This is a genomic window from Cupriavidus sp. GW821-FHT07C08, from assembly GCF_059419025.1.
In genome coordinates this window covers 1-19,746 of sequence record NZ_JBWKQZ010000044.1, presented here as the reverse complement: position 1 = coordinate 19,746, position 19,746 = coordinate 1, and the positions used below count along the sequence as shown (strand labels likewise).

Genomic DNA, 19,746 nt, shown 5'->3' with positions numbered 1-19,746 from the left:
TGAAGCGCTAGTCCGTTTGCCGAGAAGGCCGCTCTTAGGAGCGGCTTTTTTTTTGTCCTTCGCCGATCTGCGCGGTGGAAGCTGGCAATTTTTCCAGGCGCGAGCGGCATGGATTCCTGGACGCAGGAAGTAACCGCAAGCGTCGCCGGCGCTCTTCACGAATGCCGGCCAGCCCTCATGATCGCGCTGGCTGTGTCGACCACGGCCGCCAGGGCAAGCATGGCGATGATCACCGTGCAAGCCTGGGGCAGATGGAACAGGGACAGCTCGAAATACAGCATCTGCCCAAGCCCGCCGGCGCCGACAAAGCCAAGGATTGCCGCCACGCGGATATTCGTTTCCCAGCGGTACAGGATGTAGGCCAGGAACTGGGGCCATACGCAGGGCAGCGTCCCATACATGAAGACCAGCACGGCAGGAGTGCCCCCTTCCGTCAGCGCGCGCGCGGGTGCGCGCGGCGCATTCTCCAGCGCTTCGGCGAACAGGCGGCCGAGCACGCCCGCGGTATGCAGTGCCAGGGCGAGGGTGCCGGCAAACGGTCCAAGGCCGACGGCGAGCACGGTCAGGGCTGCCCATACCAGCTCGGGAATCGAGCGCGACACGTTCAGCAGCAAGCGCGACAACGTGCGCAGCGCATCGCCGTAGAGCCCGGAAGCCGGTAGTGCCAGGCCAAAACCCAGCACCGCCGCACACAGCGTGCCCACGGCGGAAACCGCGAGCGTTTCGAGCATGCCGCCAGCGGTTCTGGCCAAAAAAGCGGATGAGAGCTCCGGCGGGAAGAACGTCAGCAGGAAGCGCCCCATCTCGGCTGCAGCGTCCGCAGAAAAGAGCTGGCTCAGGTCGAGCGACAGATACGCGAAGCTGCCCGAAACCGCGGCGGCCAACGCGATCAGGGTGAGCAGGCAGCGCATGCAGAATTGAGCGGCCTTGACCTTGTGCGCCATGATTCAGTCGATCAGCTTGCGCAGGCGCGCGCTGAGCGCGTCCGCCAGCAGGACAAGCAGCAGGAACACCAGCAGGATGGTCGCGGCTTCCCCGCCGTTGAGCAGTTTCATGGCCTGGTCCATCAACTGCCCAAGCCCGCCGGCGCCAACGAAACCCATGACCACGGAAGCCCGGATGGCACATTCCCAGCGGTAGACGGTGTACGAGACCAGCTCCTGCGCGGCATGGGGAAGCAGCCCATAGAACAGTGCCGCCAGGCGCCCGCTTCCGCTGCCAAACAGGGCATCCACGGCGCGTTTGTCGCTGGATTCGAGGATTTCCGCATAGACCTTTGCCAGCATGCCGCCATAGGTGATGGCCAGAGCGAGCACGCCCGCCGCCGCCCCCAGGCCGAGGGCACGCACGAAGACCAGCGCCCACACCAGTTCCGGCACCCCGCGCAGCAGTAGCACCAGGGCGCGCACGCCAGCGCGCACCGCCATGCGCGGCTTGCGTCCCTGGCCGGGGCCGATGCGCGACACCGACAGGCTGCGCGTCATGGCCACGGCCAGAGGTGTTGCGATCACAAAGGCGATCGCAATGCCCGCGGTGGCGATCGCCAGCGTTTCCAGCGTGGCGTTGACCACAAGCCCGAGGAATCCGGGCGAAACCTCGGGCGGAAGGAAGTTGCGCACGAAGGCGCCCATCACCTTGAGGTTTTCGGTGTCGAACAAGGCTGAAGGGCTGAACCGGGACAGCCGCAACAATGGCCACAGCAGAAGCAGCGCGAGCACCAGGCCGCTTGCGCGCCGCAGCGCCTGGGGATCGCGCGGGTGGGCGGTCATCGGCACGCCGGCCTGGATGGGGTATCGCCACCGATGGCGGCGCTCGCACCTGCCGCGATGCGCATCAGGGCCTGGCTGCCTTGTACCGGGGGTGACGCGCTTTCGGAGGCATAGAGTTCGCGCAGCAGCGCGTCGGTCACGCGCTCGGCCGGCAGGTCGAAGGCGATCTCGCCCGCCTTCAGGCCGACGATGCGGGGAAACCAGCGCAGCGCCAGATCCACTGCGTGCAGGCTGGCGACCAGGGGCACCGCGCGTGTATCCGCTTCCCTGCGCAGCTCGCCCAGGGTGAGGTTGGCCAGCACCGGGTCCATTGCCGAGACCGGTTCGTCCGCCAGGATCAATTCCGGGCGCTGGTAAAGCACGCGGGCGACGCCCACGCGCTGCAGCTGGCCGCCCGAGAGCTGGTCGCACCGGTCGAACAGGCGGTCGGCCAGCTCAAGGCGGGCGAGCTGTTCGCCGGCACCATCGATGTCTGCCGGATAGACCAGCGACAGCAAGGATTTCCAGCCGGGCCAGATGCCCAGGCGGCCGGCAAGGATGGCGGTGATCACGCGCTGGCGCGGCGGCATCGGCGGCGCCTGGTGCACCATGCCGATGCGGCAGCGCAATTGCCGCAGGCGTGCGGCGGACACCGCCCAGGGGCTTTGCTCCAGCACCTCCACACGGCCCTCGCTTGGTCGCAGCGACGTTGCCAGCAAGCGCAGCAAGGAGGTCTTGCCGGCTCCGGACGGACCGATGACGGCGATGGGCTCGCCGCGGCTGGCCGCCAACGTGATCTGGTTGAGCGCACGCTGTCCGTTGGCGTAACTGACGCTGGTGGCATCCAGGCGGAAGCTCATCAGACCGGTATCACTGGATCAGGCCCGCAGCGCGGGCTGCGGCCTCGATGCCGGCGTAGTTTTCCGGCCGGGTGGGGATGTACCTGGCGGTCCGCTGCAATGCCATGATCTCCCGCTGCTCGGGATTGGCCGGGTCAAGTCGCAGGAACGCTTCGGTCAGCTTCTTGCGCAAGGCCGGATCGAGCCCGCCGCGCACGGTCCAGTTGTAGTCGTAGTAGGGCGGTGTGACGGCAAATACCCTGACCTTGGCGGGATCCACCTTATGCTGCTCAACCAGCTTGTCCCACACCGAGGCATTGAGCACGCCGGCGTCGGCCCTGCCGGCCTGCACGAAAGCCACCGTCGCATCGTGGGCGCCCGAATAGGCCACCGTCTTGAAGGCCTTGTCCGGGTCGATGCCGGCCTGCAGCAGGAAGTGCCGTGGCATCAGGTGGCCGGAGGTAGAGGACGGCGCGCCGAAGACGAAGGTGTGGCCTTTGAGGTCGGCCAGCGACTTGATCGCGCTGTTGGCGGTGATGAACTTGCTGGTGAACGCGGCATCTTCCTGGCGCTGGACGATGGGGATGGTGGCTCCCTTCGTCCGGATCTTGCTCTGTACATAGGTAAAGCCGCCCAGCCACGCCATGTCGATCTTGCCGGTGGCCAGCGATTCGACCACCGCAGCGTAGTCCGTGACGGGCACGAACTTCACCTTCATGCCGGTTTCCTTCTCCAGGTAGTTGCCAAGCGGCGCAAACTTGCGCTGCAGTTCGGTGGGGGACTCGTCGGGAATGGCCGAGACCTTCAGGACAGCCTGGGCACCGGCGAGGCCGGCAAAGCCAAGCAGGGTCAGCGCGGCGAGGCGCTTAAGCAACGGCAACACGGGCGGCTCCTTGCGTCATTTCACCGATCACCGCAGCGTCTGCGAAGCCGTCCCGGCGAAAGATCTCCAGGATCTCGTCCACGGCTTCCGGTGCGCACGACACCAGCAAGCCGCCGCTGGTCTGGGGATCGGTCAGTAGTGCCTTCTGGCTTGGCGTGACCGACGTGGACAGGTCCACCTCGCTGCCGTAGCTGACCCAGTTGCGCCCTGATGCGCCGGTCACCAGCCCTTCGGCGGCCATGCGCTCAACCCGCGGCAGCAGCGGAATCCGCCCCATGTCCAGCCGGGCGCCGACGCCCGCGCCACGACACAGCTCCAGCAGGTGGCCGAGCAGGCCGAAGCCGGTCACGTCGGTCAGCGCGTGGACACCCGGCACTTCGGCCAGCAGTCGGCCGGGCGTGTTGAGTTTGGTGGTGCAGGCAATCAGGTCTTGATAGCCGGCCGCGTCGAGCTTGTCCTTTTTCACCGCGGCGGACAACACGCCCACGCCCAATGGCTTGCCGAGGATCAGCTTGTCGCCCGCCTTGGCGCCGCTGTTCTTCTTGACCCGATTCGGGTGCACCAGACCAAGGACCACCAGCCCGTAGATCGGCTCAAGCGAATCGATGGTGTGGCCGCCCGCGACCGGGATGCCCGCCTGGGCGCAGATCGATTCCCCGCCTTCGAGGATCTTGCCGATGACCTCAGGCGGCAGCTTCTCGATAGGCATGCCGACCAGCGCCAGCGCCATGATCGGGGTTCCGCCCATGGCGTAGACGTCGGAGATGGCGTTGGTGGCGGCGATACGCCCGAAATCGTACGGATCGTCCACCACCGGCATGAAGAAGTCCGTGGTGGCGATCAGGGCCTGGTTGTCATTGAGCTGGTAGACCGCCGCGTCGTCGCTGGTTTCCTTGCCGACCAGCAGTGCTGCCGGAGCAGGGAAGCCGACCGAATTCCTGAGGATTTCGGAAAGCACACCGGGGGCGATCTTGCACCCACACCCGCCGCCGTGGGAGAAGGCGGTGAGCTTGATCTTTGCGTTGTCTGGCTGGTCCACTGCGGGGCTCCGGTTATTCTGGTTTCAAGGCGTCGGCGACAAGTTTACTCACTTCCGCCCGTTCCCGCGCCGGCGCAAACAGCGGCGCGCGAAGTGCGCATTGCTGCCGCAGGCGGTTCAGGAACCCGGCATCCCGGCTGGTGCGTTCCAGCACCAGCGCCAGTTGCGCGGCGTCACCCAACGGAAAATTGCCTTCGTAGTCACGGCCCAGCATGCCGACGTTGCCCGGGATGCGGCTGGCCAGCACCGGCACGCCGCTGACGACGGCCTCGATGATCACGTTGGCGCCGCCTTCCATGGCGCTGGAGATCACCATGGCCCGTGCTTGCCGGATGTGCTGCCGGGTTTCGTCATGGGGCAGGTTTCTGAGCCAGACATAGCGCCGCACGCCGGGCCAGGCTTGTGCTTCCAGCGCCAGGGCCGCCTGCTGATAGGCGTCATCCAGCGCGCCACCGATATGGATCAGGCGCACGCGCGAATCGTCGGGAAGCAGCGAAAGGGCGCGCATGGGCGTCAGCGGGTCTTTTTCCGCCCGCATGTGGCCGACCAGCACGACGTCGAAGTGATCCTGGCTGGGCGCCGCGGGTGCGCATGCCGGGGCAGACTGGTAGATCACCCGGCACCGGGCGCGATGCGCGGCCGCCAGTTCGGCGAGCCCTTCGTCCTGCAGCACCACCAGATGGGTGGCGAGGTCGAGCGAGCGCTGGGCTGATGCATCGGTGCGGATATCGCGATACAGATCGGTGCCGGTCAGCACGACGATCAGCGGACGATCCGGACAAGCCTCGGCGAACCTGGCGATGGACTCGGCCGAGCGTCGGGCGTGCAGGGCGATCAGGCAGTCGGGCAGGGCGCCACCCAGGCTGGCCGTCGACCATTCAGCGGCCAGTGTGACATCGTAGTCCCCCTGCAGGAACCGGGCCCAGCGATTGGCGGTTTGCCAGTTGCCATTGTTGGCTTTGCGCAGCGCCGGACTGATAATTGCGACGGTGGCCTTGGGAGGACGCATGACGATAGGTTCTGAGGGGGCAGCAGCAAGAAGGATAAACAAGTTCGAGCTGGATGCGGCGTTTGCCGATGCGCACCGGCGTACGTGGGGCCTGCTTCAGGAGCTATCGCCGTCCCAATGGCAGGTTCCTTACGATGCAGGAATCAATCCGCCCTTGTGGGAGTATGCCCATATCGCCTGGTTCACGGAGCTATGGGTGCTGCGGGAGCCGCGTGCCGGTCAGGACGGCCGCTGGGTGGCCAGCCTCCCGTCCATGCTGGCGGACGCCGACCGCCTTTTCGATTCCATGCGCGTCGCCCACCGGGATCGATGGCATCTTGCGCTGCCCCGGCTCCCCGAGATTCGCGACTACGCCGCCGCCGTGCTGGAGCACGTTCGCGCCAGGCTCGCCACGTCGGACGATACCGACGCTGCGCTCTATTTCTTCCGGCTCGCCTTGTTCCACGAAGACATGCATGCGGAGGCGCTGACCTATATGCGCCAGACGCTCGATTATCCGCTGCATGCCCCGCTCGGCATGCCCTCCATTGCGCCAGGCGCCGGCTCTGCAGCCGCAGGCTTCGACACGTTCCAGATGGGGTCACCCGTCGGAGGCGACGGGTTCGTCTTCGACAATGAGAAGTGGTCCTACCCGGTCCACATCGCCCCGTTCCGCATCGATCGCACTTGCGTCAGCAATGCCGCATTTGCGGAATTCGTGGCCGCAGGCGGCTACCGCGACCGTCAATGGTGGTCCGACGACGGACGCGCATGGCTGCAACAGAGCGGGCTGGCGCATCCGCTGCGCTGGCGCCGGACAGCCGGCGGCACCGCGGGGCAATGGGCGTTGCGCTGGTTCGGGCAGTGGGTGCCGCTGCCGCCCGAACAGCCGGTGTGTCATATCAATGCCTACGAGGCGGAAGCCTATTGCCGCTGGGCCGGCAAGCGCTTGCCCACGGAAGCCGAATGGGAGTATGCGGCAACGCATGACCTGATCCGCTGGGGTAGCGCCGTGTGGGAATGGACGGCTGATCCTTTCGTGCCCTATGCAGGGTTCTCGCCCGACCCCTACCAGGAATATTCCGCCCCCTGGTTTCACACGCATCGCTCCGTTCGCGGCGGATCGTTCGCCACCCATGCCCGCATGCAGCATCCTCGCTACCGGAACTTCTACCTGCCGCACCGCGGGGACCTCTTTGTCGGATTCCGCTGCTGCGGTTGAGGAGGGAGGGCGTCTCCACGGTGATATCAATGCTTGCGCTGAGCGCTACGGGCTCACGTTGCGTCGCCAATTCCGTTCGGTTTCGTACATACCATGAGGGCCTTGGCGAAAAGACTCTCCGCAATTGACGCCTTCGCCGCTGCCAGGCCGACGCAGGGACCAAGACATGCATCACGTTCGCGAATCGCTGTATATGAAAGTCCGCTGGGACTAGATGGGATAGCCATCTCCGAAAATCCGAAATAACTCTCGAGGAGACATCATGCACTACAAGCATTTGGCCATGTTCGGCACCGTGGCACTGATGGCAGGTAGCGCGCTGGCGCAGAGTTCGGGCCTGACCCGCACCTTGGTCGGACGGGCCGACGTATCCGTGCCAGGTCGCGAAGCCGTGGTCGCGCGCGTGGAGGTGGCGCCAGGCGCCTATGCCGGGCGTCATACGCATCCCGGAGACGAGATCAGCTACGTCATGGAAGGCGAGGCGCAACTCCTGATCGACGGCCAGTCGCCACGCACGGTCAAGGCCGGTGAATCGTTCGTAGTGCCTGCCGGCGTGGTGCATGACGCCCACAACAGCGGTAGCACGGCGACGCGGGTGCTTGGCGTGTACGTGGTCGAGAAGGGGAAGCCGCTGGCATCGCCGGCGCCGTGAGTCAGATGTCGGTGGATTCGATGTTGAGCCCGCGCACCGGCCCGGGCCGGACATTCTGGTTCAGACGAAAGAAGTTGGCCGGGTCGTATTTGTTCTTGATCTCGACGAGCCTTTGGTAGTTTTCCCCATAGGCGGCCCGTACCCTGCCCTCTCCCTCCTCGCCCAGATTATTCGCATAAACCCCGCCCGTCGAGAACGGCCGGATAGCGTCCCACGTTTCGCGCGCCCACCGTACATTCGCTTCATCGTCTGCCGGATCGTCCCAGATCGAGATGGGGAAGCAGTCGTAGAGCGCATCGCGGTTGACGTAGGGTGTCTCCGTTCTCGGGACCCGGGCAATCGCCCCGCCAACCTGCTGCAAGACCAGCAGTGGCATGCCGCCAGGCGCGTTCGCGTAGGCATCGAGCAGCGTATCGATGGCCGGGTCCGCGAGCTCGCGCAGGAACTGTGCCTTCCAGTAGTAGCGGCGCCCGCGGGGAAAGATGGAGTCGCCGGCGCACTGGATCTGCAGGTAAGGGGTCGCCTCAAACCGGAACTCCGCTGGGGCTCCATAGTCCCTGAGCGGCGCGAGCACTCGCTCACCTTCCGTGATCGGTCCGACATAGCATGCCGAGAGGCTCAGGAAGCGCTCGCCAGAGGGCTTGGTCACGAGGGCTGCGTCGACGCTGAGTTCGTCCGGCGCCTGGCTCGCAAACGCATGGTAGAACCGCAAGGCGTCCCGCGCCTGGTCGTAGCGATGCAGCACGGATCCGGTCAGAAGCATCGGCCCGACAGGATGAAGCCGATACTCGAATGCCGTCACAATGCCGAAGTTCCCGCCGCCGCCGCGAAGGCCCCATAACAGGTCCGTGTTCTCGGTGGCACTGGCTCTGAGCATGCGACCATCGGCCAGCACGATCTCGGCCGCGATCAGGTTATCGCAGGCCAGGCCATGCTTGCGGCCTAGCCTGCCGAAGCCGCCGCCAAGCGTCAGCCCGGCGATGCCCGTATCGCTGTTGACCCCCATCGTCGTCGCCAGCCCGTGCGACTGGGTTGCGCTGTCGAATTCGCCCAGGCTCAGGCCTGCACCCGCACGTGCGATGCGGTGTACCGGATCGATTTCGATCCGTTTCAGGCGCGCCAGATCGATCACGATGCCATCGTCGCAGACGGACAAGCCGGCGACGTTATGGCCTCCGCTGCGCACCGCCACCAGATAGCCGCCTGACCGGGCAAACGTCACGGCACGGCTGACATCGGCGGCATCGGCGCAAAAGACGATCATCGCCGGCCGCTTGTCGATCGCGCCGTTCCAGACCTGGCGTGCCCTGTCGTATCCGTCTTCTCCGCGCAGGATCGCTTCGCCGTTCAGGCTCTGGCGGAATCGTTCCAGGCTCAAGCCGGCGTGCTCCGGCCCGCTTCCGGCACTCCCGGGGATGAGACGCGTATCCATGCTGCCCCCTTTCCATGTCCGGCACAGCGACCTCTGCACCGCGGCTTCCGCATACATGCTTGATGCAAGCAGGAAACGAAGCAAGCTCGAAGAACTCATCTGGCAGATGAGCTCTGCTCATCTACACTCAGTTCATGCGCAAACTGCCACCGCTACGTTCGCTGCGCGCTTTCGAGGCCGCGGCCCGGCACAGGAGCTTCAAGGCTGCTGCGGCGGAGCTCGGTGTGACGCCGACTGCCATCAGCCATCAGATCCGGTTGCTGGAGGAAACCTGCGGCCAGACGCTGTTCCAGCGGCGTCCCCGCCCGCTGGCCCTGACTGGCGCAGGCGCGCAGCTGTTTCCGGCGCTGCGCAATGGCTTCGATGCACTGGCGAGCGCCGTGGCATCGATCGCGGCGACCGACCGTCAACTCCCGCTGCGCGTGACGAGCTCGAACGCGTTCGCGAGCCGATGGCTGGTTCCCCGGCTACCCGAGTGGCGTGCATTGCACCCCGGGATCGCGTTGGAAATCATCGGCACCGATGCTGTCCTGGACTTGCGGGCAGGCGAGTCCGATATCGCGATCCGCTACGCGCGAACTTCGCCGGCCGATCATTTCGTGCAGGAGATCTGCCGGGACGCCTTCTTCCCCATCTGCCGGCCGGAATTGCTCGCCACGGATGGCCGGCCCGTTCAGCGCGCCGCGGATCTGCTGCGCTTTCCGCTGATCCATTTCGACTGGATGAACCGGGATCCGGACGCCCCCACGTGGCACAAATGGCTGGCTACCGCGGGCATGATCGACCCCATGTTGATGAACCTCACCGTCAAGTGTGGCCTGAGCTTCCGCGAGGAACTGCATGCCATTGACGCAGTGGTTGCCGGACAGGGAATCGCAATATGCAGTGACGTTGTGGTCGGCAATGAACTGCGCACGGGGACCTTGGTCAAGGCACATCCCCTTTCCTTGCCAGGCTATGGCTTCTACCTGGTGGCAACCGCACATCATCCAAGGCAGGCGTCAATTGACGCCTTCGCGGGCTGGATCCGGTCGACGGCGTTGAAGACCGGGCTGATGTAGCGCCGATTCGCACTGCCAGCCGTACCCAATGGTGCCACCTTGAGTCCCAAGGTCGGCCCACTACTGCGTTGCTGTGGCTAGCACGCCTCAGGCGACGGAACCCGGCGGCGCATGGCGTGCCAGGAAGCGGTCCAATTGGCCAGCGAACGCCTTGCTGTCCTGCTGGGCGTACGCTGCCGGTCCGCCGGTATCCACGCCCGAGCTGCGGAGTTGTTCCATTACCTCGCGCATCGTCAGGCGCTCCTGGATGTTCTCACGGCTGAACCAGCTTCCTCGCGGGTCGAGCACATAGGCGCCCTTGTCAAGGGCGGCGGCGGCAAGAACGATGTCCGCGGTAATCACGAGGTCCCCGCTGCTGACCAGCTCGACGATACGGTCATCGGCGACGTCGAAGCCCGCAGGCACTTGCAGTGCCTTGATAAAGCGCGAAGGCGGCGTGCGCATGTACTGGTTGGCAACCAGCGTGACGCACACTTCGACACGTTGTGCGGCCCGATACAACATTTCCTTGACGACAACCGGGCAGGCGTCTGCGTCAACCAGTACTTGCATCACGGTACTTCCAATGGAGGGAGGGAACGCTCATATTACTGCCTGCACGTGTTGAAGTGGTCAGTATCCCGGACCATGTCCGTTTGATGTATTCGCGGCCTCCCTAGACGCGGAAGATGCTGATCAGTACGCTGTAAAGCGCCATGACTTGTTGATCGCCACACCATTTCTTGCACCGGCGAAAGTCGCTGTGTATGTGCCGGCAGCGATGGGCTGCGTGGGGAGCAGAAATACCACGCCTCGATACAAGCTCGCGTCCTCAATAGCAGAAGCAACCGAGCCGGCCTTGGATTCAGCAGGCACCAGGATGCGGGCGGGCACGGAGTTGCCGCCAGGTCCCGTCAGGATGAAGTTCGAGACCGTCAGCACGTCAAATGGCTTTTCAACATTGACGCGGAACATGATCGGGGGACCGGCTCTGGCCAGATCGGGCGCTGGATTCGGGATCTCGTCACCTGGAATGAACAAGCCGCGGACGTTGGCATTGTCGGCCGGGTAGTGGGCGCCAGTGCCGGGAGGCAGTTGTTGCCCGCCCCATTGGGCGAGGCCATAGCCGCCGGCCCCGGCTGCGGTCATCACACCAAAGTTCGCCACGCAGTAGTTGTCATGCATGGCCAGGCCGATGGTTTCCTGGTTGCTGGTAATCCCTTGCAGGTGGTAAACCGAGTTCACCATCGAACCAAGGCAGCGGGCAATCTCGCCACTATATGCATTCTGCCCAACCCATTGCTTGTGCGAGCCGCCGACAGCAAGCACTTGCTGGTACGGATCGGCGCTTGTGAAACCAGGATTCCCAGGGATCTCCGTGTGGCTCATCACCGCATTGAACTTCATATACTCAAGGTGGTTTTCGGCCGCAGCGTCCAGGGCGGCGTCTTGCCGCAACGCGCCTACACCCATTGCGACGCGCAGGGAGTTGAGAGCATTGAAAAATTCGAGGCGCGGGTCGGTTCTGGAGTAGGTGGATCTGGGCGCGATCGCGGTGGGACCAAAAGAAGACGGCTCCTTCCTGATGGTCGGTGTGCGTGGCGTGATCGAGGCGATCGTTGGAGGGGTGGCACCCGCGTTACCAATGCTGCAGCAGATCGCGACGAAAGTAGACATCGCGGCGACTGCGAAGGGGCAATTTTTCACGTTTTTCCGGTTATTTTAGGTCTGTATAAGCGGAGCCAGCGATCTGCGGGTGACCCTGGCAAATCCGCTTCCGGAGGCTTAACGCGATATTGCGAAGATTGGTGGACAGGAGCATGCGCGCCTTGGGGGCAGCAAGCTTGGGGCGAGTGAGTGGGGGGCGCCGCCGGTGGCTCACGAAGAGCGATCTGAGTATTAGTGTTCGACCCTGCTTGGCCGGCGACACAAAATAGGTGCATTGCCGACCTGCGGGCAGAACGAAGGTCGCATGTCAACACTTCTCGGCCGTTCGACTCGCGTGCTTTGGATGGCTGCTTTGGGACGATGAGCAGGCATCCGGAATGCAACCGGCTCAACGTCTGAGACTAGTGGGTCAGCCGCGGTTCGACGGTGGATTTTCCGCGACTTGCGAGGCTTGCCCCCCGACACGGTCATGCCAAAGTGTTTTCTGAACCAAAGCGAAGGCGCTGGGGCTGGAGAAGCCGAGAAGATCAGAGTTTGTGTCTTCCGCAGAGAGTCGACGATGCAAGGTTCGGCGACCGTTGGATAGTACAGGCCATTGCCAATAGTCGAGGAAGCGCAAATGGACCTTGGCCACGACAGAACGCTGTTCGCTTGTCAGAGCAGACGGTCTGCCGAACGCCTTGCGATCTCCTTTCGCCCGGCGAATCCCGCATTGAGCACCTCCGGCTGGGTGTCTGATCGTTTTTCGTCAGGTGTAGCCAGTGACTCATCCCGCCTGCGCCTCGAACCGAATTGGCGGTTGATCCGGGACCGCATCGGCTTTTCGATCACGTAGTGAAGACATATGGAGGCGCCAACCGTCAGCGCCAACAGGATCAAAGCCTGCACGGCACCTGGCATCGCGGCAAGGTCGGGCAGCCGAGACCTCGCGAAGGAGAACAGATATTGGGGGATTCGCTGCACGATGTAGATGCAGTACGAAACCTCGCCAAGAAATACCAGCGGCCCCAATGAGAGCACCCGATTGAGTGCGTCCGTTTCATAGGAAAGCGAGAAAACGAGTCCAGCAGCACCGGCGACAAATAGAGTATCGATGCCAGACTTCACACCAAGGGCGCAGACGATTATGGACAGTAGAGCGCCCCCCACCAAGCCACGGTAGTGGACCATTGCTTCTCGCAGGCGACATAGCAGCACACCCAACATGAATTCGGGAATCAAACGGGCTATGCCACCGCTGAGTGAGAGATGATTGGGCGAGGTCGCCTCTACCACGGCCAATGCCGCCAGCGCGAGGGTCGCCACCAGCACGATGCGAGTCTTGCTTAGACGAGGCGCTGCCAACAGGAAAACTGGGAACCAGACATAGGCAAACCACTCGGCGCTGACCGACCAACCAACGTCGTTCCATCCGGGTGGCCCGGCATACCGCCATGCGCTCAAAAGGAACAGTTCCCACCAGAAATTTGAAGCTGTGTAGCCGCCGGTGCCCAACATCTGCTTGTGAAAGGCGAAGTCGCGAACGATCAAGGAAGCCGCGAACGAAATAAGGCAGGCGACATAGACCGGATAAATCCGGGCGATTCGCGCCACGATGAAATTCTTCCAGTCCAGCCGTTCGCCGGGAGGAGGGTCGTAGTTGTAAGCGAGGATGAACCCACTTAGGATGAAGAACCCGTCCACGCCGAGATAGCCGTGGTCGAAGAAGGTGCTGGTGAAGCCAATGTCGAAGTATGTGCCGTCGCCATCGTAGTCGTGAAACCAGTGCAGGCACAGCACCCACAGCGCGAGAAACAGTCGCAGGCTGGTGAGTGACTTGAATTGACGCATCATCTCCCCCGTGAACATTGACGCTCTTGTGGTGCGATGCAACATCTGCCGACAGGTTTGCCCGAGGCACACCGGGATATTGGAAAGTCTTAAGCCATGGCCACGCCGGCATCCGTGCGGGCGCGCACACACTGGATGGGGCTATGAGTCACCACTTACTAGTGACCGGTTGAAGCGGCGAGAGAAAGGCCGGAAGTGGCTTAAAAGATACGCGCAACTTTCAATGACGATAGGGTGATCGTCGCACTATCTTGAAGAGTGGCGACCTTGCGAGGAGGCGAGGATGCGGCGCCTTATCGGTCTTCTGTTATCCGTCTTGCTTGTTGCACAGCTCGGCAGTTGCGTTACCGACGAGCGCGACGACAGCACGGCGCGCGTTCGTGTGCTTCATGTTTCTCCAGATGCACCGAACCTCGATGTTCTCTTCGACGGCGCGCGAGTACTCTCGAACGTGCCTTATTCGGCTGCTTCCGCTTACTTAATCTTCCCCACGGGTACGCACCGGATCACATTCAACGTGGCCGGTACGGCGACGACGCTAATCCATGTATCGCAGGATCTGGCGAACGCGGCGGCTTATACAATCATCGCAGCGAATTTCGCGACCAGTATCCAGGGACTAACTGTCACGGACCAGACCCTGGCGCCACCGGCAGGACAGGCGGCTGTGCGTGTGATCCATGCGGCGCCTGATGCCGGGCCCGTCGATGTGCTGGTCAACGGCCAGGTGGTGTTCGCCAACATGCTGTTCGGGGCGAATAGTGGCTATGTGAACCTGGCGACCGGTACGTATGACGTCAAGGTCAATGTTGCGGGGACGTCGACGACAATGATCCAGACGACATTGACCGCCAATGCCGCGTTCAACTACAGCGTGGTGGCGATTGGATCAATCCGGACTGCGGCGACAAATCCCCTCGCACTCAAAGTCCTGACGGATGGCTAGAAGACTGCCTGCCTCTGGTCGGTCAGAAATTCCCCACTCCACAGTGAACGTGGACTCCATCGTTGTTCGAAATATGGGGCAATCCCGGTCGCGCTCGCCGCGAGGCTGCGGCCGTCTCTGACCGACCCTTCTCGGCCATTTGACGCCGCGGCGTCAAATGGCAATGGCCGCTATAGGAAAGCACCCTTAGCGTGGCATCAACGGATTCCAGCGATGAGCGGCGCTGAAAAGCAAACGGCGTGAGCCGACTGGTCTCGCGCCGTTTGCATCTCTCTTACCCGCCAAAGCGGGCAACCAACGTGCAATGCCGAATCAATAACCAGCCGCCAGCCCGGTGTTGCGGCGCGGGTCGTTGGCGCCATAGAAGCGGTTGTTGCCGACCGGCTTGCCACCGAGAGCCGGTGCGCCGACGATGATCGTCGCCAGGTGGTTGGCAGGCTGTGGCGGGCCGAAGCGATGGCCCATGTCCTCCAGGATCTTGCGCGTATCAGGGGACAATGCGTAGTCCTCCACATTGGTCAGGTCCGGCAGCCATTGCTGATGGAAGCGCGGCATGTCCACGGCTTCCTGCACGTTCATGTTGTAGTCGATGGCGTTGACCATGGTCTGCAGTACAGCCGTGATGATACGACTGCCGCCTGGCGTGCCCACCACCATCACCGGCTTGCCGTCCTTGGTGACGATGGTCGGACTCATCGAGGACAGCGGGCGCTTGCCTGGGGCAATGGAGTTGGCCTCGCCCTGGACAAGGCCATACAGGTTCGGCACGCCGACCTTGGCGGTAAAGTCGTCCATCTCATCGTTCAGGACCACACCTGTCGTAGCCGCAGTGACCTTCGCGCCAAACCAGTCGTTGAGCGTATACGTGACGGAAACGGCGTTGCCGTTCTTGTCGGCAATCGAGTAATGCGTGGTGTTGCTGCCTTCATGCGGCTCCACGCCGGGCTTGATCTCCTTCGAAACGCCTGCCTTCTTCGGGTCGATCGCCGCGCGAATCCTGGCGGCGTAGTTCTTGTCCAGGAGGCGGTCCAGCGGGTTTTTCACGAAATCCGGATCGCCCAGGTAGCTGTTGCGATCCACATAGGCGTGGCGCATGGCTTCGATCTGGTAGTGCACGGCCTGCGCGGAGTGGTAGCCCAGGTCCTTGAGCGGGTAGCCTTCCAGAATGTTCAACATCTCGCAGATGACCACGCCGCCCGAGCTCGGCGGCGGTGCCGACACGACGTGATAGCCGCGGTAGTCGCACTCGACCGGCGCCAGTTCGCGCGTCTTGTAGGCATCAAGATCTGCCTGCGTGATCAGGCCCTTCCCAGCCTGGCTGGAGGCGACGATCGCCTTCCCCACCCAGCCCTGGTAGAAGCCTTCGGTTCCCCCATTGCTGATCGCGCGCAGCGTCTTGGCCAGGTCGCGTTGAACCAGCTTCTGGCCCACCTGGAACGGTTGCCCCTTGTTCAGGAAGATTGCGCCGGAGGCAGGGTCTTCCTGGAAGTCCTTGGTTGCGGTGAGCAGCATATCCACGTCGCCCTGCTCGAGCGTGAAGCCGTTCTCGGCGAACTTGATGGAAGGGGCGATCAGGTCCGCGCGCTTCATCGTTCCATACTTCCGGCGAGCGTACTCCATGCCAGACACGGTGCCGGGCACGCCCACGGCCAGATGTCCCTTGGTGGAGGCGCCCTTGATGACGTTGCCGTCCTTGTCCAGGTACATGTTCGCGGTGGCACCCTTTGGCGCGACCTCCCGGAAGTCAAGGAATGTCTTGCGGCCGTCAGCCAGATGGATGGTCATGAATCCGCCGCCACCGAGGTTGCCCGCGGCCGGATACACCACGGCCAGCGCGTAACCCACCGCCACCGCGGCGTCGACAGCGTTGCCACCGCGCTTGAGTACATCGACTCCAACTCTGGTAGCCAGGTGCTGCGCGGTGACGACCATGCCGTTCTCGGCGGCGACCGGCGCCACGGAGGCGGCGTACGACGACGGCGCGAAGCTCGTCGTCAGACAAAGGGATGCAATCGCGGTGTACCACCGCAATCCTGACTTCGGATTCATGGAGTCTCCTGATGAATGCTGCGTAAGCGAACCCTGCTAACGACATCGCTCAAGACGCCAATGAACAACCTTGCCTATGGTTTGGTTTTGGCAAGTGTGAGAAGCACCGGGCGCAACACGGCACCCGGTTAACTTTCGCGGCGCTTGTGGCGCACAATCTTCTCATAAAGGTTCCCTCCGCTCCAAGGGGACAGATTCGGTTCGACATCTGATGATGATGGCCTGGCCGGCCGGGCCGGCCCTCAGTGTTTACATGCACTCCGCCGAACTGCATCGCAGACCGTTCCAACGATCGGCGGCGGACCGGCGCGCCTGGCCGAAGCGAGGCCAGCAGGCTTGCGGCACTCGCTTCGGCTGGCCTGTGGCGCGTAGCGCTCAGAAGATGTGGCGAATCCCGACCATCGCGCCGATCATGTTCTTCTGTCCGGGCGCGTGCGCGTAGTTGAACAGGTAGCCGGTGAAGGGACCGTCATTGGCCAGGCTGCCGTTATGCGCCCACGCGGTCGTCAGGTAGACGTCGGTACGCTTGCTAAATGCGTAGTCGGCCACGAAGCTGACCTGCTGCGGATTGGCAGGGTTGACCGATGTGCTGCCGTCGCTCAGCGCAATCTGCTTGATGTTGGAATAGAAGTAGGCCAGTTGCAGGTCAAGCGCCGCATTGACGCGGTAGCTCACGCCGGCGAACCAGTAGTCGTCGCGCATGGCGTTACGGCCGTTGGCGTAGGTCTGGTCACCCCAGCGGTAGCCGGCGATCAGCTTGGTTGCTCCAACGCTGTAGCTGCCAGCGATGCCGGCCTTGCGGACCTTGCCAGGATTGCCGACCGTCGATGCGGGATTCCACTGGTCATAGCCGATGCCCAGGCCGAACTGGTTGTCCAGGTAGGCCACGGAAGCTCCCCAGGCCGTGTTGTCGCGCGGGGCGCCCGGGGTTTCACCGGTGCCTCCGTTGTAGAGCACGCCGCTCGGGCTCAGCGATGTCAGGCCGACGCCGGTGCCGAATGAATAGTGGGCTGAGGCGGACACCGCGCCGAATTCGCCCTTGTACTTGATGGTGTTGGCCGGCCGGTAGTTGATGCCCAGCCACCAGACGCCCGGCTCATAGGCGGGCGCGGCGCGGGTCGGAGAAAAGTTCAGCATGCCTTCGGCAAGGCTTGAATACTGCTTGCCGAAGGTGATCTTGCCGTACGCATTGCCCAGGCCAACGTAGGCCTGGCGGTTGAAGAGGCCGGTATTGCCAGCGAACTGGCCGGTATCGGGAGTGAACTGGCTTTCCAGCGTGAAGTAGGCCTTCAGGCCGCCGCCCAGGTCTTCCACGCCGCGCAGGCCCCAGCGCGAGGCAGACAAGCCGCCGTTGCCCGACAAGCCAAAGCGTTTGCCGACAGGGGCCTCGCCGGCCAGGGTCGGGGAAAGCGTCTTTGGTGCCGTGGCAACCCGGTTGACGTATTCGATACCAGTGTCAATCACCCCATAGAGCGTCACGCTCGTCTGGGCATTCGCCGTCCCTGCCGCTGCGCTGAGCGCTGCCAGGGCGATAAGCGATTTCTTCATGCTTGGAAGTCTCCTCTTGTCGTTATCAATGTGTCATGCCGACCCATGTTTGCGCCAGTCACGGGCCGGCCATGACGCTGCCGTGTCGGGCCTGACCGGCCGTCGAGTGGCTGGCGCGCTTCGACAGTAGAGAGGGCGGCCACCCCTGTTCGCCTATCAAAAAGGGAGGGGGAAGGGGCAGGGGCGCGCAAGATGGCAGGACATGCCCCCGCAAGCGGCGACCTGTGGCGGCGCACGCAGGAATGCCGGCAGCGGGCGTGAGGGAATACACCGATGTCAACGCGGCACAACATCGGTGGTCGGAAGCGGCGGATGCGGCGCCGCGCAGTGCATTGCTTACAACCCCCTGCCTGAAAGGGAGGGGTGTGGCGACCGGCGCTGCGCTACCTTTCACTCCGAGCACAGAAGGACGGCTGTGGCCATGTCCGCGAAACGTGCCAGCTTATTTTTCCTGGAATCCGTTTGGCCCCGCCAGCCGGCTGACGCAGGTTCGACTGCGGGAGTACACCTATGTATCGTCCAGATTCCGAGCAACTCGCCCAGCCGGTTGCGAGGCTGCACTATCCGTGTGGAGACGCACCCGCACCCGGTCAAGCCTATGAGATCGCACCCGGCGTACTGTGGATGCGGCTGCCCTTGCCCAACGTGCTGGCGCACATCAATGTCTGGGCCATCGAGGACGGCGATGGCTGGGCGATCGTCGATACCGGCGTGTTTTCGCCGCAATGCGTCGACGCCTGGGAAGCGCTGCTGGCAGGGCCGCTGGCCGGCCAGCCGGTGACGCGCGTCATCGTCACGCACCAGCATCCCGATCACGTTGGCATGGCCGGCTGGCTGGTGGAGCGGTTCGAGTGCCGCCTCTGGATGACGCGCCTGGAGTACCTGTACAGCCTTGCCACTGTCGCCGAGACCAGCCAGGAAGTGCCGCCCGAAGGCCTTGCATTCTGCCGGCGCGCCGGTTGGGACGAAGCGGCCCTCGACGGCTACCGCAACCGCTTTGGCCGCGCGGGCAGAATGATCTCGCGCCTGCCGCGCAGCTACCGCCGCATCGAGGATGGCGCGGTGCTTCGCATCGGCACCCACGACTGGCAGATCATCACGGGGCAAGGCCATACGCCGGAGCATGCCTGCCTGTACTCGCCCGATCTGCTCGTGATGATTGCCGGCGACCAGGTCCTGCCGCGCATTTCGCCCAATGTCTCGGTGCATCCGATGGAGCCTGACGCGAACCCGCTGGCCGGCTGGCAGGCGTCCTTGTCGCGCATCCGGCGGATAGTGCCGCAAGACGTGCTGGTTCTCCCGGCCCACAACGATCCGTTCGAGGGGCTGCATGCGCGCATCGACCGCTTCGAACAATCGCTCTGGCGCAACCTGGCCCGCCTGCGTGAAGCGCTGCGCGAACCGCGGCGCGTCGTCGACCTGTTCGCCGTGCTGTTTGCCGTCCCGGTGACCGGCGACGACGCGCTGCAGTATGCGCTCGCCACAGGTGAAGCGCTGGCCCACCTGAACTACCTGCATGCGCGCGGCGAACTCGACGTGCGCATCGATGAGGCGGGTGTGGCGTGGTACTGCGCCAGGCAGTCCGGCCCGGCCGCTTGAGCCATGCACAACCAATCGACCTTGCTCCAGCGGCGCGACGCGCTGGTGCGGCAGCTGGAGCGCCCGCCGGCGGGCGCATCGATCCATGACCGGCACCGTCTGCTGCTGGAACTCGCCCGTTGTGCGCTGGACCTGCGCGAGGCGGAATCGGTGGCGCCGCCGCGTACCGTCCGCTCCCCTCCATTCGCGCTTGCCTTTACCCACATCTCGATAGGAAAGGTTGTAAACGGGATTGGACGGTGTTAACTTCGGGTGAAGTTGAC

At 63.7% G+C, this 19,746-nt stretch carries 18 protein-coding genes; 6 read left to right on the top strand and 12 right to left on the bottom strand.

Annotation, left to right across the window (positions count from 1 at the left end):
• Positions 1–155: 155 nt before the first annotated feature.
• From phnE to senB, 6 genes are read right to left on the bottom strand one after another with little or no spacing between them, the layout of a single operon-like run.
• On the bottom strand, positions 156–944 hold the full coding sequence (gene phnE, locus AC07UK_RS35805; RefSeq protein WP_436224259.1) for a phosphonate ABC transporter, permease protein PhnE: 789 nt from the start codon (positions 942–944) through the stop codon (positions 156–158).
• Between the two features lie 3 nt (positions 945–947).
• Complete coding sequence (locus tag AC07UK_RS35800) at positions 948–1,769, bottom strand: PhnE/PtxC family ABC transporter permease (RefSeq protein ID WP_436224258.1); 822 nt, start codon at positions 1,767–1,769, stop codon at positions 948–950.
• Positions 1,766–2,608, bottom strand: coding sequence for a phosphonate ABC transporter ATP-binding protein (locus tag AC07UK_RS35795; protein WP_436224257.1), 843 nt, complete (start codon positions 2,606–2,608; stop codon positions 1,766–1,768). The genes AC07UK_RS35800 and AC07UK_RS35795 overlap by 4 nt, the downstream gene beginning before the upstream one ends.
• A 10-nt stretch (positions 2,609–2,618) precedes the next feature.
• Positions 2,619–3,470 (bottom strand): putative selenate ABC transporter substrate-binding protein, encoded by an 852-nt coding sequence (locus AC07UK_RS35790; protein WP_436224256.1) that lies wholly within the window; start codon positions 3,468–3,470, stop codon positions 2,619–2,621.
• The gene (gene selD, locus AC07UK_RS35785; RefSeq protein ID WP_436224255.1) at positions 3,454–4,509 is read right to left on the bottom strand and encodes a selenide, water dikinase SelD; all 1,056 of its coding nucleotides are present in this window, start codon (positions 4,507–4,509) and stop codon (positions 3,454–3,456) included. Before selD ends, AC07UK_RS35790 begins: the two co-directional genes overlap by 17 nt.
• Positions 4,510–4,522: 13 nt before the next feature.
• Positions 4,523–5,518, bottom strand: coding sequence for a selenoneine biosynthesis selenosugar synthase SenB (gene senB / locus AC07UK_RS35780; RefSeq protein WP_494687968.1), 996 nt, complete (start codon positions 5,516–5,518; stop codon positions 4,523–4,525).
• Here senB and senA point away from each other — a divergent pair.
• Entirely contained in the window at positions 5,505–6,719 is a 1,215-nt protein-coding gene (gene senA, locus AC07UK_RS35775; protein WP_494687967.1) for a selenoneine synthase SenA, read from the top strand. The genes senB and senA overlap by 14 nt on opposite strands.
• 262 nt (positions 6,720–6,981) lie before the next feature.
• On the top strand, positions 6,982–7,371 hold the full coding sequence (locus tag AC07UK_RS35770) for a cupin domain-containing protein (protein ID WP_436224254.1): 390 nt from the start codon (positions 6,982–6,984) through the stop codon (positions 7,369–7,371).
• Between the two features lies 1 nt (position 7,372).
• Here AC07UK_RS35770 and AC07UK_RS35765 read toward each other — a convergent pair whose 3' ends face one another.
• Complete coding sequence (locus tag AC07UK_RS35765) at positions 7,373–8,803, bottom strand: FAD-binding oxidoreductase (RefSeq protein ID WP_494687966.1); 1,431 nt, start codon at positions 8,801–8,803, stop codon at positions 7,373–7,375.
• Positions 8,804–8,937: 134 nt separating this feature from the next.
• Here AC07UK_RS35765 and AC07UK_RS35760 point away from each other — a divergent pair, with 134 nt between their 5' ends.
• Positions 8,938–9,864: a LysR substrate-binding domain-containing protein gene (locus AC07UK_RS35760; protein WP_494687965.1), complete on the top strand. Its 927-nt coding sequence runs from the start codon at positions 8,938–8,940 to the stop codon at positions 9,862–9,864.
• A gap of 87 nt (positions 9,865–9,951) precedes the next feature.
• On the opposite strand, the gene AC07UK_RS35755 is transcribed toward AC07UK_RS35760, so the two are convergent.
• From AC07UK_RS35755 to AC07UK_RS35745, 3 genes are all read right to left on the bottom strand, one after another.
• Entirely contained in the window at positions 9,952–10,416 is a 465-nt protein-coding gene (locus tag AC07UK_RS35755) for a YaiI/YqxD family protein (RefSeq protein WP_436224251.1), read from the bottom strand.
• A gap of 123 nt (positions 10,417–10,539) precedes the next feature.
• The gene (locus AC07UK_RS35750) at positions 10,540–11,520 is read right to left on the bottom strand and encodes a CAP domain-containing protein (RefSeq protein ID WP_436224250.1); all 981 of its coding nucleotides are present in this window, start codon (positions 11,518–11,520) and stop codon (positions 10,540–10,542) included.
• 645 nt (positions 11,521–12,165) lie between these two features.
• Positions 12,166–13,359 carry an acyltransferase family protein gene (locus AC07UK_RS35745; RefSeq protein ID WP_436224249.1) on the bottom strand — a complete coding sequence of 398 codons (1,194 nt, stop codon included), beginning with the start codon at positions 13,357–13,359 and terminating at the stop codon, positions 12,166–12,168.
• Positions 13,360–13,624: 265 nt separating this feature from the next.
• Between AC07UK_RS35745 and AC07UK_RS35740 the strand changes: the two genes are divergently transcribed.
• Positions 13,625–14,287, top strand: a complete 663-nt coding sequence (locus tag AC07UK_RS35740) for a DUF4397 domain-containing protein (RefSeq protein WP_494687964.1) — start codon at positions 13,625–13,627, stop codon at positions 14,285–14,287.
• A gap of 312 nt (positions 14,288–14,599) precedes the next feature.
• Here the strand turns inward: AC07UK_RS35740 and ggt are convergent, their stop codons facing one another.
• Both ggt and AC07UK_RS35730 read right to left on the bottom strand, forming a co-directional pair.
• Positions 14,600–16,336 (bottom strand): gamma-glutamyltransferase, encoded by a 1,737-nt coding sequence (gene ggt, locus AC07UK_RS35735; RefSeq protein WP_436224247.1) that lies wholly within the window; start codon positions 16,334–16,336, stop codon positions 14,600–14,602.
• 375 nt (positions 16,337–16,711) lie between these two features.
• Positions 16,712–17,884, bottom strand: a complete 1,173-nt coding sequence (locus AC07UK_RS35730; RefSeq protein WP_494687963.1) for a porin — start codon at positions 17,882–17,884, stop codon at positions 16,712–16,714.
• Between the two features lie 510 nt (positions 17,885–18,394).
• On the opposite strand from AC07UK_RS35730, the gene AC07UK_RS35725 reads away from it, so the two are divergent.
• Complete coding sequence (locus tag AC07UK_RS35725) at positions 18,395–19,483, top strand: MBL fold metallo-hydrolase (RefSeq protein WP_494687962.1); 1,089 nt, start codon at positions 18,395–18,397, stop codon at positions 19,481–19,483.
• A gap of 3 nt (positions 19,484–19,486) precedes the next feature.
• Entirely contained in the window at positions 19,487–19,729 is a 243-nt protein-coding gene (locus tag AC07UK_RS35720) for a hypothetical protein (RefSeq protein WP_494687961.1), read from the top strand.
• The last annotated feature ends 17 nt before the right edge of the window (positions 19,730–19,746 follow it).

What these genes read in the sequence shown, in the direction of transcription:
- phnE (WP_436224259.1), bottom strand. Translation starts at nt 944, where the DNA reads ATGGCGCACAAGGTCAAGGCCGCTCAATTCTGCATGCGCTGCCTGCTC.
- AC07UK_RS35800 (WP_436224258.1), bottom strand. Translation starts at nt 1,769, where the DNA reads ATGACCGCCCACCCGCGCGATCCCCAGGCGCTGCGGCGCGCAAGCGGC.
- AC07UK_RS35795 (WP_436224257.1), bottom strand. Translation starts at nt 2,608, where the DNA reads ATGAGCTTCCGCCTGGATGCCACCAGCGTCAGTTACGCCAACGGACAG.
- senB (WP_494687968.1), bottom strand. Translation starts at nt 5,518, where the DNA reads ATGCGTCCTCCCAAGGCCACCGTCGCAATTATCAGTCCGGCGCTGCGC.
- AC07UK_RS35770 (WP_436224254.1), top strand. Translation starts at nt 6,982, where the DNA reads ATGCACTACAAGCATTTGGCCATGTTCGGCACCGTGGCACTGATGGCA.
- AC07UK_RS35765 (WP_494687966.1), bottom strand. Translation starts at nt 8,803, where the DNA reads ATGGATACGCGTCTCATCCCCGGGAGTGCCGGAAGCGGGCCGGAGCAC.
- AC07UK_RS35760 (WP_494687965.1), top strand. Translation starts at nt 8,938, where the DNA reads ATGCGCAAACTGCCACCGCTACGTTCGCTGCGCGCTTTCGAGGCCGCG.
- AC07UK_RS35755 (WP_436224251.1), bottom strand. Translation starts at nt 10,416, where the DNA reads ATGCAAGTACTGGTTGACGCAGACGCCTGCCCGGTTGTCGTCAAGGAA.
- AC07UK_RS35750 (WP_436224250.1), bottom strand. Translation starts at nt 11,520, where the DNA reads ATGTCTACTTTCGTCGCGATCTGCTGCAGCATTGGTAACGCGGGTGCC.
- AC07UK_RS35745 (WP_436224249.1), bottom strand. Translation starts at nt 13,359, where the DNA reads ATGTTCACGGGGGAGATGATGCGTCAATTCAAGTCACTCACCAGCCTG.
- AC07UK_RS35740 (WP_494687964.1), top strand. Translation starts at nt 13,625, where the DNA reads ATGCGGCGCCTTATCGGTCTTCTGTTATCCGTCTTGCTTGTTGCACAG.
- ggt (WP_436224247.1), bottom strand. Translation starts at nt 16,336, where the DNA reads ATGAATCCGAAGTCAGGATTGCGGTGGTACACCGCGATTGCATCCCTT.
- AC07UK_RS35730 (WP_494687963.1), bottom strand. Translation starts at nt 17,884, where the DNA reads ATGAAGAAATCGCTTATCGCCCTGGCAGCGCTCAGCGCAGCGGCAGGG.
- AC07UK_RS35725 (WP_494687962.1), top strand. Translation starts at nt 18,395, where the DNA reads ATGTATCGTCCAGATTCCGAGCAACTCGCCCAGCCGGTTGCGAGGCTG.
- AC07UK_RS35720 (WP_494687961.1), top strand. Translation starts at nt 19,487, where the DNA reads ATGCACAACCAATCGACCTTGCTCCAGCGGCGCGACGCGCTGGTGCGG.